The 14,690-nt window shown below is 61.9% G+C and carries 14 protein-coding genes; 2 read left to right on the forward strand and 12 right to left on the reverse strand.

From position 1 onward, the window contains the following. Window positions 1-3: 3 nt before the first annotated feature. From fliR to Q9290_RS08925, 6 genes are all read right to left on the reverse strand, one after another. Complete coding sequence (fliR, locus tag Q9290_RS08900) at window positions 4-780, reverse strand: flagellar biosynthetic protein FliR (RefSeq protein WP_306079295.1); 777 nt, start codon at window positions 778-780, stop codon at window positions 4-6. After that, window positions 781-1,047 (reverse strand): flagellar biosynthetic protein FliQ, encoded by a 267-nt coding sequence (locus tag Q9290_RS08905; protein WP_306079296.1) that lies wholly within the window; start codon window positions 1,045-1,047, stop codon window positions 781-783. It abuts the gene before it with no gap. Then, window positions 1,048-1,791 carry a flagellar type III secretion system pore protein FliP gene (fliP, locus tag Q9290_RS08910; protein ID WP_306079297.1) on the reverse strand — a complete coding sequence of 248 codons (744 nt, stop codon included), beginning with the start codon at window positions 1,789-1,791 and terminating at the stop codon, window positions 1,048-1,050. Beyond that, window positions 1,781-2,155: a flagellar motor switch protein FliN gene (gene fliN / locus Q9290_RS08915; RefSeq protein WP_306079298.1), complete on the reverse strand. Its 375-nt coding sequence runs from the start codon at window positions 2,153-2,155 to the stop codon at window positions 1,781-1,783. The genes fliP and fliN overlap by 11 nt, the downstream gene beginning before the upstream one ends. 18 nt (window positions 2,156-2,173) lie before the next feature. Continuing rightward, window positions 2,174-3,055: a FliM/FliN family flagellar motor switch protein gene (locus Q9290_RS08920; RefSeq protein WP_306079299.1), complete on the reverse strand. Its 882-nt coding sequence runs from the start codon at window positions 3,053-3,055 to the stop codon at window positions 2,174-2,176. A gap of 178 nt (window positions 3,056-3,233) precedes the next feature. Further along, a complete protein-coding gene (locus Q9290_RS08925) occupies window positions 3,234-4,319 on the reverse strand; it encodes a response regulator (protein ID WP_306079300.1) in 1,086 nt (361 codons plus the stop codon). A gap of 327 nt (window positions 4,320-4,646) precedes the next feature. On the opposite strand from Q9290_RS08925, the gene chrA reads away from it, so the two are divergent. Next, a complete protein-coding gene (chrA, locus tag Q9290_RS08930) occupies window positions 4,647-5,777 on the forward strand; it encodes a chromate efflux transporter (RefSeq protein ID WP_306079301.1) in 1,131 nt (376 codons plus the stop codon). Window positions 5,778-5,977: 200 nt separating this feature from the next. Here the strand turns inward: chrA and purT are convergent, their stop codons facing one another. The 6 genes from purT to Q9290_RS08960 all read right to left on the reverse strand — a co-directional run bounded on the left by purT (window position 5,978) and on the right by Q9290_RS08960 (window position 13,332). After that, the gene (gene purT / locus Q9290_RS08935) at window positions 5,978-7,159 is read right to left on the reverse strand and encodes a formate-dependent phosphoribosylglycinamide formyltransferase (protein ID WP_306079302.1); all 1,182 of its coding nucleotides are present in this window, start codon (window positions 7,157-7,159) and stop codon (window positions 5,978-5,980) included. Between the two features lie 41 nt (window positions 7,160-7,200). Beyond that, window positions 7,201-9,669: a heavy metal translocating P-type ATPase gene (locus Q9290_RS08940; protein ID WP_306079303.1), complete on the reverse strand. Its 2,469-nt coding sequence runs from the start codon at window positions 9,667-9,669 to the stop codon at window positions 7,201-7,203. Between the two features lie 13 nt (window positions 9,670-9,682). Further along, complete coding sequence (locus Q9290_RS08945; RefSeq protein ID WP_306079304.1) at window positions 9,683-9,874, reverse strand: heavy-metal-associated domain-containing protein; 192 nt, start codon at window positions 9,872-9,874, stop codon at window positions 9,683-9,685. Window positions 9,875-9,982: 108 nt separating this feature from the next. After that, window positions 9,983-10,375, reverse strand: coding sequence for a hypothetical protein (locus tag Q9290_RS08950; RefSeq protein WP_306079305.1), 393 nt, complete (start codon window positions 10,373-10,375; stop codon window positions 9,983-9,985). A gap of 189 nt (window positions 10,376-10,564) precedes the next feature. Beyond that, a complete protein-coding gene (gabT, locus tag Q9290_RS08955; protein ID WP_306079306.1) occupies window positions 10,565-11,845 on the reverse strand; it encodes a 4-aminobutyrate--2-oxoglutarate transaminase in 1,281 nt (426 codons plus the stop codon). Window positions 11,846-11,868: 23 nt separating this feature from the next. Continuing rightward, window positions 11,869-13,332, reverse strand: coding sequence for an NAD-dependent succinate-semialdehyde dehydrogenase (locus Q9290_RS08960; protein WP_306079307.1), 1,464 nt, complete (start codon window positions 13,330-13,332; stop codon window positions 11,869-11,871). Window positions 13,333-13,499: 167 nt separating this feature from the next. Here Q9290_RS08960 and Q9290_RS08965 point away from each other — a divergent pair, with 167 nt between their 5' ends. Beyond that, complete coding sequence (locus Q9290_RS08965) at window positions 13,500-14,429, forward strand: LysR family transcriptional regulator (RefSeq protein WP_306079308.1); 930 nt, start codon at window positions 13,500-13,502, stop codon at window positions 14,427-14,429. The last annotated feature ends 261 nt before the right edge of the window (window positions 14,430-14,690 follow it).

Below are 14,690 nucleotides of genomic sequence, written 5' to 3' on the forward strand. Positions count from 1 at the left end.
GGCTCAGCTCCAGTGACGCATGAGATCAAACACGTCCTGGCTGAATTCCAGGTAGCGTTGGGGAATATTGGCCAGCATCAGCAGCAGCGATACCAGCCCAAGCATCATGGTCATGGGAAAACCCAGGGCAAAGATATTGAGCGAGGGCGCGCTGCGGTTCATCACCCCAAAGGTGATGTTGACCAGCAGCATGGCGATCACCGCCGGCAGCGCCAGTAACAGGGCGGCGCCAAACATCCAGCCGGCCAGGTTCACCAGCAGTGACAGGTCCAGCTCATAGAGACTGTGGCCCACCGGCCAACTGCGAAAACTCTCGACGATCACATCCAGTGCCAGCAAGTGGCCATTCCAGGCCAGGAACAGCAGCGCCACAAAAATCCACAACAACTGGCCCAGCAGCGGTGCCGAGCCGCCATTGACCGGATCGTTCATCACCGCCATGGCCAGGCCCATCTGCATCGACAATATTTGCCCGGCCATGGTCACCACGGTAAACAGCAGTTGCAGCATCAGCGCCAGCAGGGCACCAAACAGCAACTGCTCCAGGGTGATCACCAGGGTGGCAAAGGAAAACAGGTCGATTTCGGGCCCCTTCGGCAACAGCGGCATCAGCACCATGGCCAGGGCAAAGGCCAACAACAGCCGGATTTGCGGACTCAGGTGGCCGTCACCAAACAGCGGCAGCACCCAGAAAAACGCCGCCAGCCGGCAAAAGGGCCACCAGCCCTTGCCTATCCAGGCCATCAGCTCGGGGGTGGTCAGGCTGAGCAGAGGCGTCATTCACAGGCTTCCAGGAATCATGGTGTAGAGCATATCGAACAGCTCCATCAGCTCCCGCAGCAGCCAATGGCCGGCAAAGATCAGCATCAGCAGGGTCACCAGCAGGCGCGGAAAGAAGCTCAGGGTCTGCTCCTGAATTTGCGTGGCCGACTGAATAATGCTGACCACCAGGCCCACCACCATGCCGGGAATGATCAGCACGCTGACCATGGCGATGATGGTGAGTACCGCCTGGCTGATGATGTCCACCGTCTGCTCGGGCGTCATTCAGCCTCCGAAACTGCGGGCCAGGGTGCCCACCGTCATGGCCCAGCCGTCCACCAGCACAAACAGCATCAGCTTGAACGGCAATGAGATCACCAGGGGCGACAGCATCATCATGCCCATGGCCATGAGCACGCTGGCCACCACCAGGTCGATCACCAAAAAGGGAATAAACAGCATAAAGCCAATCTGAAAGGCGGTTTTGAGCTCGCTCAGCACAAAGGCCGGGATCAGTACCTCAAAAGGGACCTCCTCCGGGGCCAGATCCGTGGGCTCCTGGGCGATATTAAGGATCTGCTCCAGATCCGTTTCCCGGGTCTGGGCCAGCATAAAGCTCTGCAGCGGCGCCCTGGCGGTCACCAGCGCCTGCTCAAAGCCGATGGCGCCATTGTCATAGGGCACAAAGGCGTTGTGGTAGATGTCCTGCCATACCGGCCGCATGATCAGCAGGGTCAGCGACAGGGCGATGCCGATCAACACCCGGTTGGGCGGGCTCTGCTGCAGACCCAGGGCCTGACGCAACACCGCCAGCACCACGATAATGCGGGTAAAGCTGGTGAGCATCAGCAAAAACGCCGGCAACAGCCCCAGCGCCGTCATCAGCAGCAGAATCTGCAGTTTCAGGCTGTATTCGGTGTCGCCGTCGGGGCCGGTGACCGACAACAGCGGCACGTCGGCCGAAGCCTGCCCCGGCAACAGCGCCAGCACAGTGACCAGGAGCGGGGCCAGCCAGAGCTTATGCTTCATTCGCTCCCGCCTGGCTTGCGGGCCGGTTGATGATGCGGGTCAGGCGCACCCCATAGCGACCATTGGCCACCACCACTTCTCCCTGGGCCAGCAAGGCACCGTTCACCCTGACATCCAGGGGCTCGCCGGCCATTTTGTTCAGCTCAATCACAGCGCCCTCGCCCGCCTGCATCAGCTCACCCAGGCTGACCTCGGCACTGGCCACTTCCAGCGATACCTTGACCGGCAGTTGCTGAAAATAACCGAGCCCCCGGGTCTCATCCGCCGGTGAGGCCGCGCTTTCCGGCTCCATGGCCGCATCGTTAAACAGGCTGTCCAGGTCATCGCCCAGCAACAGGCCGTTGTCTTGTTGTGTATCCATCATTTGCCGCTCCGTAACTGCTCAGTCTATGAATCCGTGGCTGGCAAACACCAGCATGCCGTCGCGCTCGGCCACCCGCCCTTTCAGCACCGGCTGTTCGCCGGCCCGGGCCACCACCTCCTGCAACAGGTTGATGGGCAGCACGTCGCCTTCATTGAGTTCGGCGATTTGCCCCAAAGGCAGCTCAAAGGTCGCCAGGGGCACCGACAAGTGCGTACTCAACCGGGGCAGGCTGGCGTTCAGGGCCTCGGTGAGCCCGCCATCGGCGGGCACCGGCAAGGCTTCCGGCTCGGCCGACCGCAGCGCGGGCAGTGTCAGGGTCCAGCCCAGATGCTGACCGGCGAAGTGAATGTCAAAGGCCAGCTGCGTTTCCACCTCAAACTCCGCTGCGCCGGCCAGCATGCGGGCGCATCCCGGCACGGCTTCTGGCAATATCCGTGCCACCAGGTCGTCGGTGATCATGCCAAGCAGACTGGCGCCCAGCCGGCGCTCGGTTTCGGACACCGCACGCAGCGGGCCAATGCTGTCCAATGGCTGGCCACCAAAGGTCATTTCCGCCAGCCGGTATAGGGTGGCGTGCTCAATGTGCAGGGCGGCGGACGCTTGCAGCCGGCCATCCCATTGATGTTCCATCAAAAAATGAAGCTGCTCCGCCGGTGCCGGCGCGCCTTCCCGCACACGGCAGTCCAGACTCAGCTCGCTGCGGTAAAGCATGGCCTCGAGCCGGCGACGCCAGCCGTCCCGGCATGCTTCCAGGGCCGGAAGCAGGCGCTCACTCTGCCGCTCACCGGCTTGCTCCTGTTGAAAAAAGTCATAAAGGGGAAACCCGGCTTCCCCTGCCGGGTGGACTTTTCCGCTGGCCGGGGCGAACAGGGTGTTCGCGGCCCGCTGCTTGTTGCTCACTGCCTTTACCTCCGCGGCGGCGTGCCGCCTGACGCGCCGGCAGCGCCACCAGGGCGGCGCTGCCGGCTTTTACATTCATTGGCAGGGGTATTAGCAATTAGCGTTCCACAATGACGCGGAGATGTTCGGCAGAAAGGAAATCAGGGGAAGCACGGCAGGGCGCCGTGCTTCGGCGGAGTTACGCGGGCACCAGGCCTGGCAGCCCCAGGGCACCGTGCACCTTGTCCATCAGCAGCTTTTGGCTGAAGGGCTTGGCCACAAAGGCGGTGGCGCCCAGCTGCACGCATTCCACAATCACGCTCTTCTGGCTTTGGCTGCTGATGATGATCACCGGTACCTCCTTCATTGGCTCCACTTCCTTGAGCAGGCGAACGGCCTCGGCGCCGCTCAGGCCCGGCATCAGAATCTCCATCAGCACCAGATCCGGCATGTGCTGCTCGAGCAGGCTGATGGCCGCTGCCGTTGAGTCGGCGGTCAGTATATGAAAGTCGTGGGACTTGAGAATGGAGGTCATCATTTTGCGGTACGCCGGATCTTCCTCCACCACCAGTATGGTGCCGTTGTGGTGACTGACCTTGCTCAGGGCCTGGCGCAAGTCGCGCAGACTGCTGGATGACAGGGATTCAAAGTTGCGGACCGAGCTGTCGAGCTGTTTTATCTGCTCATACAAGCGGTTCGGGCTGGGCATGTCATGCTCCGGCGTCTGTGCCTCGGTACCGGCAGCCAGGTTCAGCAGGGTTCTCAGACTGCCGGTCAGATCCTCACCGCCATCCAGCTGCCGGGACAATATGGCTTCCAGCTCGCTCACCACCAGCTGCTGACCGTCCAGCTTGTCCTGCCGGCCCTGAGCGGCCCGTTGCTGCTCCAGTTCGTAAAATTCCTGATAAATGGCCATGCTGAGCCGAAAGGGATCAAAGGACAGGGGCCAGAACACCACATAGTTGTTGAACTTGCCCTGGCGACACAACTGGTAGGCCTGTTTCGCTTCCAGCTTGTCGCACAGCAGCACCAGCCGGCAGTTCTCATCCTGAAAACGCCGGCTCTTGGCCCTGAACAGCTCCGCCAGTTTCAGGGACTGCTCCACCTGCTTGAAGGCAAAGATCAGTACCCGGGCGTGACTGGCATCAAAGGCCTTGATCAGACTCTGATCCTTATTGGGCACTTCAACATCGATATGGTCATTTTCCAGAATGCCGGTCACCATTTCACGGGTATCGGAACTGCCGGCGGCCACAAATACCGGCTGGCTGGATTCTTCATTCATTCCCTTGCTCTCCAGTAATGCCGGGCGAACGGTCTGGTATGTTCCAGCCCGGCTTATTCAATTCGAAAGCATCCGGCTTTCGCATCCATTGCCGAGGTGCACCTCAAGCCATGTCGGAAGTGGCCTGCTTTTTTATTATTTGTTGAGGGCCGGCGGCCCGTTATTTTTGTTACTCAAATGGAATCTTTCGTAGTATTAAACCTCGGCCCCCGCTTGTATAGCCACCGCACATTTTTTTACATTTTTTGTTACCTTGCCGGTATTTCTGGTGTCATGTTGGCGAGCCATCATGATGTCGCAATAATTAATCTGGAGTGAATTCACACTATGCTTTCGGTGTTCTGGCAATTCTTTATGCTGGGTTGGGTCAGCTTTGGCGGACCGGCTGCTCATATCGGTTATTTTCAGCGCCATTTCGTGCAAAAGCTCGGCTGGCTGCCGCAAGACCGCTTTGCCTCTACCCTGGCGCTGTGCCAGTTTCTGCCCGGCCCCGCTTCCAGCCAGCTGGGCTTTGCCATCGGTTACCAGCGCGCCGGTCTGGGCGGTGCCATTGCCGCCTTTCTCGGCTTTACCCTGCCTTCCTTTACTCTGATGCTGGTGCTGGCCTTGCTGGGACAACACTACGCGGACTCTCCGGTCACCTCGGCGGTGGTCGGCGGCCTCAAGCTGTTTGCGCTGGTGGTGGTGGCCGACGCCGTGCTGACCATGGCCGGCCAGTTCTGCCGCCAGCGCCTGCCGCTGAGCCTGGCGGTGGGCACCGCCGCGGGGCTTTGGCTGTGGCCCGGGCTGGCCGCCCAGTTTGTCGCCCTGCTGGCGGCGGCACTGATTGGCGCCTTCTGGCTGCGTCGAGACAGTGGCGAGCCGGGTCGCTCTCCATCCCTCAACTGGCCGTTTTTGCTGCTGTTTGCCGGCCTGTTTGTGCTGTTGCCGGTACTTGGCTTGGGCGGCTCGGCAGGCCTGTTCGCCGACTTTTACCAGGCCGGCAGCCTGGTGTTTGGCGGCGGTCACGTGGTGCTGCCGCTGCTGCAAAACCTGCTGGCGGATACGCTTTCCAGTGACCTGTTTCTGACCGGCTACGCCGCCGCCCAGGCCATGCCCGGCCCCATGTTCACCCTGGCCACCTTTCTCGGCGCCGAGCTGCTGCCGGCAAGCCCCATACTGGGGGCGCTGGTAGCCACCTTTGGCGTGTTTTTACCGGGCTTTTTACTGGTGCTGGCGTTTATCAATGGCTGGCAGGCGCTGGCCGCCAACCCGCGCATGGCGGGGGCCATTGCCGGGGTCAATGCGTCCGTGGTGGGATTGTTGCTGGCGGCCCTGTATCAGCCGGTGTTTGTGGCCAGCGTCACCGGTGCGCCGGCCCTGGCCGCGGCAGCGCTGGGCCTGCTGGCGCTGCGGGTGCTTCGCTGCCCGCTGCTGGTGCTGATCCCGGCCTTTATGCTGGTGGGGTTCTGGTTGTAAATGCAAGGGATTGGGGATTGAGGACAGGATTACTATAAACAGACAATACCGGCCTATATAAAGGCGGCCAAAGGAGGCCGCTTCGCGACCGATCAAATGCCATGGATGGCATTTGCCGAGCGCCCCAAGGAGGGGCTTGAAGCGTGTCGCGAAGTGGTTCCTTTGGCCGACCTTTGCCGGCCCCACAGGCGATTTAAGGCTTAAAACTCTACCTTCACCGCCGCGGCAACTCGGCGGGCCTTGTCTCGGGCGTTCTCAATGCTGTCGGCCAGACTGAGGGCTACGCCCATGCGGCGGCGGCCGTGAATCTCCGGCTTGCCGAACAGGCGCAGATCGGTATCGGGCTCGGCCAGGGCTTCGGTGAGGTTGCCAAAGGTAGTCTGGCTGGAACTGCCTTCGGGCAGGATCACCGCCGAGGCCGCCGGGCCGTACTGACGAATAGTGGGAATGGGCAGGCCGATAATGGCCCGGGCGTGCAGGGCGAATTCCGACAGGTTCTGGGAGATCAGGGTGACCATGCCGGTATCGTGAGGCCGGGGCGACACTTCGCTGAACAGCACTTCGTCACCACGCACAAACAACTCCACCCCAAACAGGCCACGGCCACCGAGGGCGCTGGTCACTTTTTCAGCCACTTCTTCGGCCGCCGCCAGCGCCACCGGGCTCATGGCCTGGGGCTGCCAGGACTCCCGGTAATCGCCGTCTACCTGAATATGGCCGATGGGCGCGCAGAAGCTGGTGCCACCGGCATGACGCACGGTGAGCAGGGTAATCTCGTAGTCAAACTCCACAAAGCCTTCCACGATCACCCGGCCGCCGCCGGCACGGCCGCCTTCCTGGGCATATTGCCAGGCGGCGTCGATGTCGGCCTCGGTCTTCACCGTGCTCTGGCCCTTGCCGGACGAGCTCATCACCGGCTTGACCACACAGGGCAGACCAATCTCGGCCACGGCGGCGCGAAACTCGTCCTGGGTACCGGCAAAGCGGTAAGGCGAAGTGGCCAGATTAAGCTCTTCCGCCGCCAGCCGGCGAATGCCTTCCCGGTTCATGGTGAGCTGGGTGGCGCGGGCGGTGGGCACCACGGTAAAGCCTTCCTGCTCCAGCTCGGCCAGCGTATCGGTGGCGATGGCCTCGATCTCGGGCACGATCAGGTGGGGCTGCTCTTGTTCGATCACGGCACGCAGGGCGGCGCCGTCCAGCATGGAAATGACATGGGAACGGTGGGCCACCTGCATGGCCGGGGAATTGGGGTAGCGATCCACGACGATCACTTCAACGCCGAGGCGCTGCAGCTCGATCACCACTTCCTTGCCCAGCTCACCGCCGCCGCACATCAACACTCGGGTGGCAGTTGCCGAAAGGGGGGTACCCAGAGTCGTCATAACGGAGTCCTGTTTTGTGAGAAAGCGCACATTATAGAGAGTTATGACGCTCCCTGGCCAGTGGGCGAAAACCGCTTCAACCGCAGGGCGTTGCTGACCACGAACACGCTCGACAGCGCCATGGCGCCGGCGGCCAGCATGGGCGACAGCAGCAGGCCAAAGGCCGGGTAGAGCACACCGGCGGCCACCGGGATCAGACACACGTTATAGGCAAAGGCCCAGAACAGGTTCTGGCGAATATTACGCAGGGTGGCATGGCTGATGGCCAGCGCCTGAGGCACGGAGCGCAAATCACCGCGCATCAGCACCACTTGTGCCGACTCGATGGCAATGTCGGTGCCGGTGCCGATGGCCAAGCCCACGTCCGCCGCCGCCAGCGCCGGGGCGTCGTTGATGCCATCGCCCACAAAGGCCACTGTGCCGTGCTGCTGGCGCAGGTGTTCGAGCGCCTCCACCTTGCCGTCGGGCATGACCTCGGCTTCCACTACATCAATGCCCAGCTCATCAGCAATGGCCCGGGCCGTGCCCTTGTTGTCGCCGGTGATCATGGCCACCTTGAGCCCCTGTTCATGCAGCGCGGCAATGGCCTCGGGGCTGCCTTCCTTGACCCGGTCGGCCACCGCCAGAATGGCCGCCGGCTGGCCGTCGATGGCGGCATACAGCGGCGTTTTGCCCTCACCGGCCAGCCTTTTGGCGGTGTCGGCAAACACCGAGAGGTCCATATTCAGGGACTTGAGATAGCGGTCCGCCCCCACCTCCACCCGTACACCATCGACCTTTGCCCTGACGCCCATGCCGGTGACGGTATCAAACTCGCTCACCTCGGGCAGGTTCAGGTTGCGTTCTTTCGCCGCCGCCACCAGGGCCTCGGCGATGGGGTGCTCGGAGCGCTGCTCCACCGCGGCGATTCGCGCCAGCACGCCGTCCTTCTCCACCCCGTCGGCGGTCTCCAGATCGGTCAGCTCGGGCTTGCCTTCGGTCAGAGTGCCGGTCTTGTCAAAGGCGATCACCTTGACAGCACGCAGGGCCTGCAGCGCTTCTCCCTTGCGAAACAAAACGCCCAGCTCGGCGGCCCGGCCGGTGCCCACCATGATGGAGGTGGGCGTGGCCAGCCCCATGGCGCAGGGGCAGGCGATGATCAGCACCGCCACCCCGTTGACCAGGGCAAAGCTGAGCGCCGGCTCCGGCCCCAGCCACCACCAGAGCACAAAGGTGAGCAATGCCAGGCTCATGACCACGGGCACAAACACGGCCGTGACCTTGTCGACCAGCGCCTGAATGGGCAGCTTGGCCCCCTGGGCCTGCTCCACCATGCGAATGATCTGTGCCAGCCGGGTCTGTTTGCCTACCTGCGTGACTTGCACCAGCAGGGAGCCTTTGTTGTTGACGGTACCACCGGTGACCTCATCGCCCTCACCCTTTTCTACCGGCTCGGGTTCGCCGGTGAGCATGGACTCGTCCACCCAGGAACTGCCGTCTATCACGGTGCCGTCCACCGGAATACGCTCCCCCGGGCGAACCCGCACCTTGTCCTTGACCTTGACCCGCTCAAGGGGAATGTCTTCAGTGCTGCCATCCCGCTCCACCCGGGCCGTCGGTGCCTGCAGGCCAAGCAATTTCTGAATGGCCTCGCCGGTGCGCCCCTTGGCCCGGGCCTCGAGAAATCGCCCCAGCAAAATCAGGGTGACGATCACCGCCGCCGCCTCGAAATAGACCTGGCGGCTGCCGGCGGGCAGCCAGTGACCGGCAAAGGTGGCCACGGTGGAATAGCCCCAGGCCGCCAGCCCCCCCAGCGCCACCAGGGAATTCATCTCGGATGCGCCGCGCAGCAGCGCCGGCAAGCCTTTTTTCAGAAACAACAACCCCGGGCCGAACAGCACCAGGGTGGCCAGCACAAACTGAATCTGCCAGTTCAGGGACTGCCCCAGCGTGGCTTCAACCCAGTGATGCATGCCGGGCACAAAGTGGGAGCCCATTTCCAGCACAAACACCGGCAGGGTGAGCACGGCCGACGTTAACAACGAACGTTTCAGTGAGTGCTGTTCCCGCTCATGGTCGTCGTTCTTATTGGATTTGGGGGCATCATCGGCAGCCTCGGCGGTAAAACCGGCTTTTTCCACTGCGGCACTCAGGGCGCTGATATCCTGACTGCCGGCAAGCAGCTCAACATATGCTCGCCCGGCGGCCAGATTCACAGTGGCCGATAGCACGCCCGGCAGCCGGCGCAGCACCTTTTCCACCCGGCCGGTGCAGGACGCACAGCTCATACCGCCAATCACCAGCTCCAGCTGCTCGCTGGGGCAGCCATAACCGGCCTTTTCCACCGCCGCCACCAGCTCGCCCGTAGCCGCCCCCTTGTCGAGCGCCAGTTCGGCGCTGCCGGACGCCAGATTTACGCTGACCGAACGCACCCCCGACACACCGCTCAGGGCCTTTTCGACCCGGGAGACACAAGACGCGCAGCTCATGCCCTCGATGGGCAAACGCAGTTCTGCTGATTTAGTGGTCATGGCCGCCTCCGCTTTACTCGCAGTCGTAACCGGCGTCGCTCAGCGCCTCGATAATCTCTTCCCGGGGCAGGCTGGAGCTGATGCTCACCTTGCGGGTGGCCAGCTCGAAGTTGAGCTCACAGTCCGGATCCAGCTCGGTCAGAATGCCGGAAATCACGCCTACACAGTGGCCACAGGTCATGTCGGGAATCGTCAGGGTAATCATGGTGGTTTCCTCAATCAGTGTGGTAATCAGTACCCAGTATCGGGGTTACCGCCACGGTAAGGTCAACCACTTTATTTTGCGGTGCCGGTGTCGGCGTTACAACCGCCTTCAGGAATCGTCGGCCAGGCGACGCTGAAGCAGGTCGACGCCATCCGTTCCCATATTGCCTTTGGAAAGATACACCCTGGCCTCGAAGCCCAGGTTGGCGGCATCGCCGGACGCCTGGCGGCTCATGCGGTCCTGATGGAGATCCACCCCATCGGTCCCGTTGCTGCCACCATTGATAAAGACGCGGGCAGGTACACATTCCTGTTCGGTGCTGCCGGTTTTCTCGGCGCGGCGCTGGGCCAGTTTGGCATGGAACAGATCGTTACCGTCGGTGCCCATATTGGTCTGGCTCAGGCAAACCCGGGCCGGCGCCTGGCTCTCAACGGCCAGCGCCGCCTGGGGCAGCATCAGAACAGTGGTCAGGGCAATCATCAGGGTGCTGAACTTACGCATGGTGTTTCCTCGCGGATTTGAGTGGGCTTTGTGAACGGCAGAAAGCATAACAAGGAGGCACTGACGAAAGGCTGACATCACCATGACATTACTGTCATCTGGCGGGAGACCGGCTGCCGTCGAGTCGAGCAATAAAAAAGGCGGGCACAAGGCCCGCCAAATAACTTTGACATCGACGTATTCTCCGGCTCAGATGAGCTCGGACAGCACCTGCTCAAGCAAGTCCAGACCTTCACTTACCACGTCCAGCGGTGAGGTCAGGGCCGGCAGGAAGCGAATGACATTGCCGCGCACACCGCAAGACAACAAAATCACGCCCTTCTCAATGCCCCTGGCCACCACGGCCTTGGTCAGTTCAGGGTTGGGCTGATCCACATCCCCATTGTGCACCAGCTCCATCGCCACCATAGCGCCCAGGTTGCGTACCTGGCCGATATGGTGAGGATGCTTGGCCTGCAGCTCGCACAGGCGCTTATTCATCAGCTCGCCAATGGCCAGGGCCTTGTCGCACAGCTGCTCTTCTTCAATGATGTTCAGCACTTCCAGGCCGGCGGCGCAAGCCAGCGGAAAAGCGGCGTAAGTGCCACCCAGGCCGCCCGGGTTGGCGGCGTCCATGATGTCGGCCTTGCCGACCACGGCAGACAGCGGGAAACCGCCGGCAATGCCCTTGGCCATGGTCATCAGATCCGGCTCGATGCCGGCGTATTCGGTGGCGAACAGTCGGCCGGTACGGGCAAAACCGGTCTGGATTTCGTCACAGATCAACACAATGCCGTGCTGATCACAGAGGGTGCGCAGCTTTTGCAGGAAAGACGGCGGTGCCGGGTAGAAGCCGCCCTCACCCTGTACCGGCTCGATGATAAGCGCGGCGACCCGGCCGGGCTCGATATCGCAGTGGAACAGCTCGTCCAGGGCCTTGAGGGACTGCTCTTCGGTCACGCCGTGATAGGCATTCGGGTACGGCAGGTGGTAGATCTCGCCCGGGAAAGGACCAAAGCCGGCCTTGTAGGGAGCGACCTTGCCGGTCAGGCCCATGGCCAGGTTGGTACGACCGTGAAAGCCGCCGTTAAAGGCGATGACACCGCTGCGCCTGGTGTGGGCGCGGGCAATTTTCACCGCGTTTTCCACCGCTTCGGCACCAGTGGTGACAAAAATGGCCTTTTTCGCGCTGTTGCCCGGGGCCAGTTCCACCAGCCGCTCGGCCAGCTCGACGGCGCTCTCATAGGGGGTGACCATGGCGCAGGTGTGGCTGAAGCGCTGCAGCTGCTCGTTCACCGCCGCCACAATGCGCGGGTGACTGTGGCCGGTGTTGACCACGGCGATGCCGGCGGCGAAGTCGATAAAACGGTTGCCGTCCACGTCCCAGATTTCGTTGTTCTTGGCGTGGTCCACATACACGGGGGCCATGTTGCCCATGCCGCGGGCAAAGACGGCGTCCTTGCGCTGCTGAAGTTGCTGATTCTTGCTCATGATAATTCTCCTGTCTTTGCTGCTCAGCGAATGCCGCCCATGCACAGATATTTGGTTTCCATGTAATCGGCCAGGCCCTCGGCGGAGCCTTCCCGACCCAGGCCCGACTCCTTCACGCCGCCAAAGGGAGCGATTTCGTTGGACAGAATGCCCTCGTTAATGCCGATCATGCCGTATTCCAGCTGCTCGGCGACGCGCCAGATACGGCTGTGGCTCTCGGTATAAAAATAGGCCGCCAGGCCATAGGGAGTGTCGTTGGCAATGGCCACGGCCTCGGCCTCATCACTGAAGCGAATGACCGGCGCAACCGGACCAAAGATTTCCTGGTTGGCAATGGCCATTTGCTGCGTCACGTTGCCCAGAATGGTCGGGGCGTAGAACAGCTCGCCAGCCTCGTGGCGACGGCCACCGGTTACCAGATCGGCGCCCTCGGTCAGGGCCGCGTCCACCATGCCGGCCACCTTGTCGACGGCGGCCTTGTTGATCACGGGACCCAGGGTGGTGGCAGCGTCGAGACCGTTGCCGATCACGAACTTCTCCACTTCGGCCTTGAAGCGGGCCATGAACTCGTCGTAAATGCCGTCCTGTACCAGGATGCGGTTGGCACAGACACAGGTCTGGCCGGCGTTGCGGAACTTGGAGATCACGGCGCCGGTCACGGCGGCATCGAGGTCGGCATCGTCAAACACGATAAAGGGCGCATTGCCCCCCAGCTCCAGGCTGAGCTTTTTCACGGTGTCGGCGCTCTGGCCGTAGAGCAGCTTGCCCACCCGGGTGGAGCCGGTGAACGACAGCTTGCGCACGCGGGCATCGCTGGTCAGCACGCTACCCACCACGGCGGCCTGGCTCGAGGTCACCATGTTGATCACGCCGGCGGGAATGCCCGCCTGCTCGGCCAGTGCCATCAGCGCCAGGGCGGAAAACGGGGTTTCTTCCGAGGGCTTGACCACTGTGGTGCAACCGGCCGCCAGCGCCGGAGCCAGCTTGCGGGTGATCATCGCGTTGGGGAAGTTCCAGGGGGTGATGGCCGCCACCACGCCGATGGGCTGCTGAATGCTCAGGGCACGCTTGTCGCCGGTAGGTGCGGAGAACACTTTACCGTAGGCGCGCTTGGCTTCTTCGGCATACCACTCGATGTAGGAGGCGCCGTACAGCACCTCGCCCCGGGTTTCGAACAACGGCTTGCCCTGTTCCTGGGTCATCAGCCGGGCCAGATCTTCCTTATGCTCGATGATCAGATCGAACCAGTCCCGCAGCAGGCGGGCACGCTCTTTGGGGTTGAGCGCGCTCCAGGCCGGCAGGGCCCGGCTGGCGGCGTCGATGGCGGCGCGGGTTTCGGTTTCGCCCATGTCGGGCACTCGGCCCAGCGGATCGCCGTTGGCGGGGTTGTAAACGGCAATGGTGACGCCGCTCTCGGCCTGACACCAGCGACCGTCGATATGGCCGCTTTCCCTTACCAGGGTGCTGTTGACTGCAGAAATGCTCATATAGGCTGCCTCATGTTGATTCCATCCGCGCCCGTGAGTCCAAGATTCCGGTTTTGCCGTGAGCGGCACCACAACGGCACGGGCCATGGTTTGACAACATGCTAGCCCTGGGCGCAAAGTCCGGTAAATGATGCCCTCTCAACATACACATTGAAGAATTTCAAACTATGAGCCAGACCAACCGGCCCGTGCTGGGCCAGATCGGTGATTACGAGATCCGCCTGCTCAAGCTGTTCAAGACGGTGGTGGAGTGCGGTGGCTTTTCGGCGGCGGAAACCGAGCTCAATATCAGCCGCTCCACCATCAGTGTGCACATGGCCAACCTGGAAAGCCGGCTCAAGCTCAAACTGTGCCGTCGCGGCCGCTCGGGATTTTCCCTCACCGACGACGGCGAGGTGATTTACGAGTCCACCAAGCGACTGTTCAGCCGGCTGGAAGAATTTCGCTACACCGTCAACGAGCTGCATGAGCAACTCAGTGGCGAACTCAAAATCGTCTCCAGTGACAGCATCTGGCTGGAGGACGAGTTTTCCATGGTAGAAGTATTCGCAGCTCTGGGCGAGCAGGCGCCGGACGTCAACGTGAGCGTGGACGTGGCCTACATGGGCGAGATCGAGCGCCGGGTGCTGAGTGAGGACGCCGACATCGGCTTTATTCACTACCACAGAGATCTGGAAGGGCTGGATTACCATCACCTGTACCAAGTGCGCTGTTTTCTTTACTGCAGCGATCGCCATCCGCTGTTTGACGAGCAGGATGACGAGGTCATTGCCAAGCGTCTGGGCGAGTTCAAGCTCATTCATCCCGGCATTCACACCAACCCGGAAACCAGCGCCCAGCTGGCGGGCATGCAGCTGGCCGGGCGCGCCTATCACTACGAGCCTCGTGCGGCGCTGATCCTCTCGGGCCAGTACATCGGCTTTCTGCCCGAAAGCTACGCCCGCCGATGGGTGGACAGCGGCCGCCTGCGGCCCCTGCTGCCCCGGCAGAAAACCCATCTGTTGGGTGTGTCCGCCATTACCCGCAGCCACGGCCGCCAGAGCCGGGTGCGGCAACTGTTCCTGCAATTACTGAAAGCGCAGCTCGACCGCCCCTGAGCCCTTGGTCGGCACCTCTCGCCGGCCATAACAATATGATCACACTCACAGTTCCTGCCACAAGTTGTGCTGGTCAACAGCTCGATGTCGGTGCTAACCACTACATAAACAAAGGTTTTCCGTTTTTTGTTTGATTGCCATCAAACTCAAGTTGAATTCGCCTGTATTTAACCGGTCGTTAACCTGCCGCAGACTTCTCCCGCCAAAACAAATACAACCTCGGGCCTCGCCCGACACTAACGGAACGTGATAACACAAGGG

This window comes from Oceanimonas aquatica, assembly GCF_030732065.1.
Taxonomy (GTDB): domain Bacteria; phylum Pseudomonadota; class Gammaproteobacteria; order Enterobacterales; family Aeromonadaceae; genus Oceanimonas.

Bases quoted from the DNA above. Each gene is read 5' to 3' on its own strand.
- fliR (WP_306079295.1), bottom strand. From the start codon at position 780: ATGACGCCTCTGCTCAGCCTGACCACCCCCGAGCTGATGGCCTGGATA.
- Q9290_RS08905 (WP_306079296.1), bottom strand. From the start codon at position 1,047: ATGACGCCCGAGCAGACGGTGGACATCATCAGCCAGGCGGTACTCACC.
- fliP (WP_306079297.1), bottom strand. From the start codon at position 1,791: ATGAAGCATAAGCTCTGGCTGGCCCCGCTCCTGGTCACTGTGCTGGCG.
- fliN (WP_306079298.1), bottom strand. From the start codon at position 2,155: ATGATGGATACACAACAAGACAACGGCCTGTTGCTGGGCGATGACCTG.
- Q9290_RS08925 (WP_306079300.1), bottom strand. From the start codon at position 4,319: ATGAATGAAGAATCCAGCCAGCCGGTATTTGTGGCCGCCGGCAGTTCC.
- chrA (WP_306079301.1), top strand. From the start codon at position 4,647: ATGCTTTCGGTGTTCTGGCAATTCTTTATGCTGGGTTGGGTCAGCTTT.
- purT (WP_306079302.1), bottom strand. From the start codon at position 7,159: ATGACGACTCTGGGTACCCCCCTTTCGGCAACTGCCACCCGAGTGTTG.
- Q9290_RS08940 (WP_306079303.1), bottom strand. From the start codon at position 9,669: ATGACCACTAAATCAGCAGAACTGCGTTTGCCCATCGAGGGCATGAGC.
- Q9290_RS08945 (WP_306079304.1), bottom strand. From the start codon at position 9,874: ATGATTACCCTGACGATTCCCGACATGACCTGTGGCCACTGTGTAGGC.
- Q9290_RS08950 (WP_306079305.1), bottom strand. From the start codon at position 10,375: ATGCGTAAGTTCAGCACCCTGATGATTGCCCTGACCACTGTTCTGATG.
- gabT (WP_306079306.1), bottom strand. From the start codon at position 11,845: ATGAGCAAGAATCAGCAACTTCAGCAGCGCAAGGACGCCGTCTTTGCC.
- Q9290_RS08960 (WP_306079307.1), bottom strand. From the start codon at position 13,332: ATGAGCATTTCTGCAGTCAACAGCACCCTGGTAAGGGAAAGCGGCCAT.
- Q9290_RS08965 (WP_306079308.1), top strand. From the start codon at position 13,500: ATGAGCCAGACCAACCGGCCCGTGCTGGGCCAGATCGGTGATTACGAG.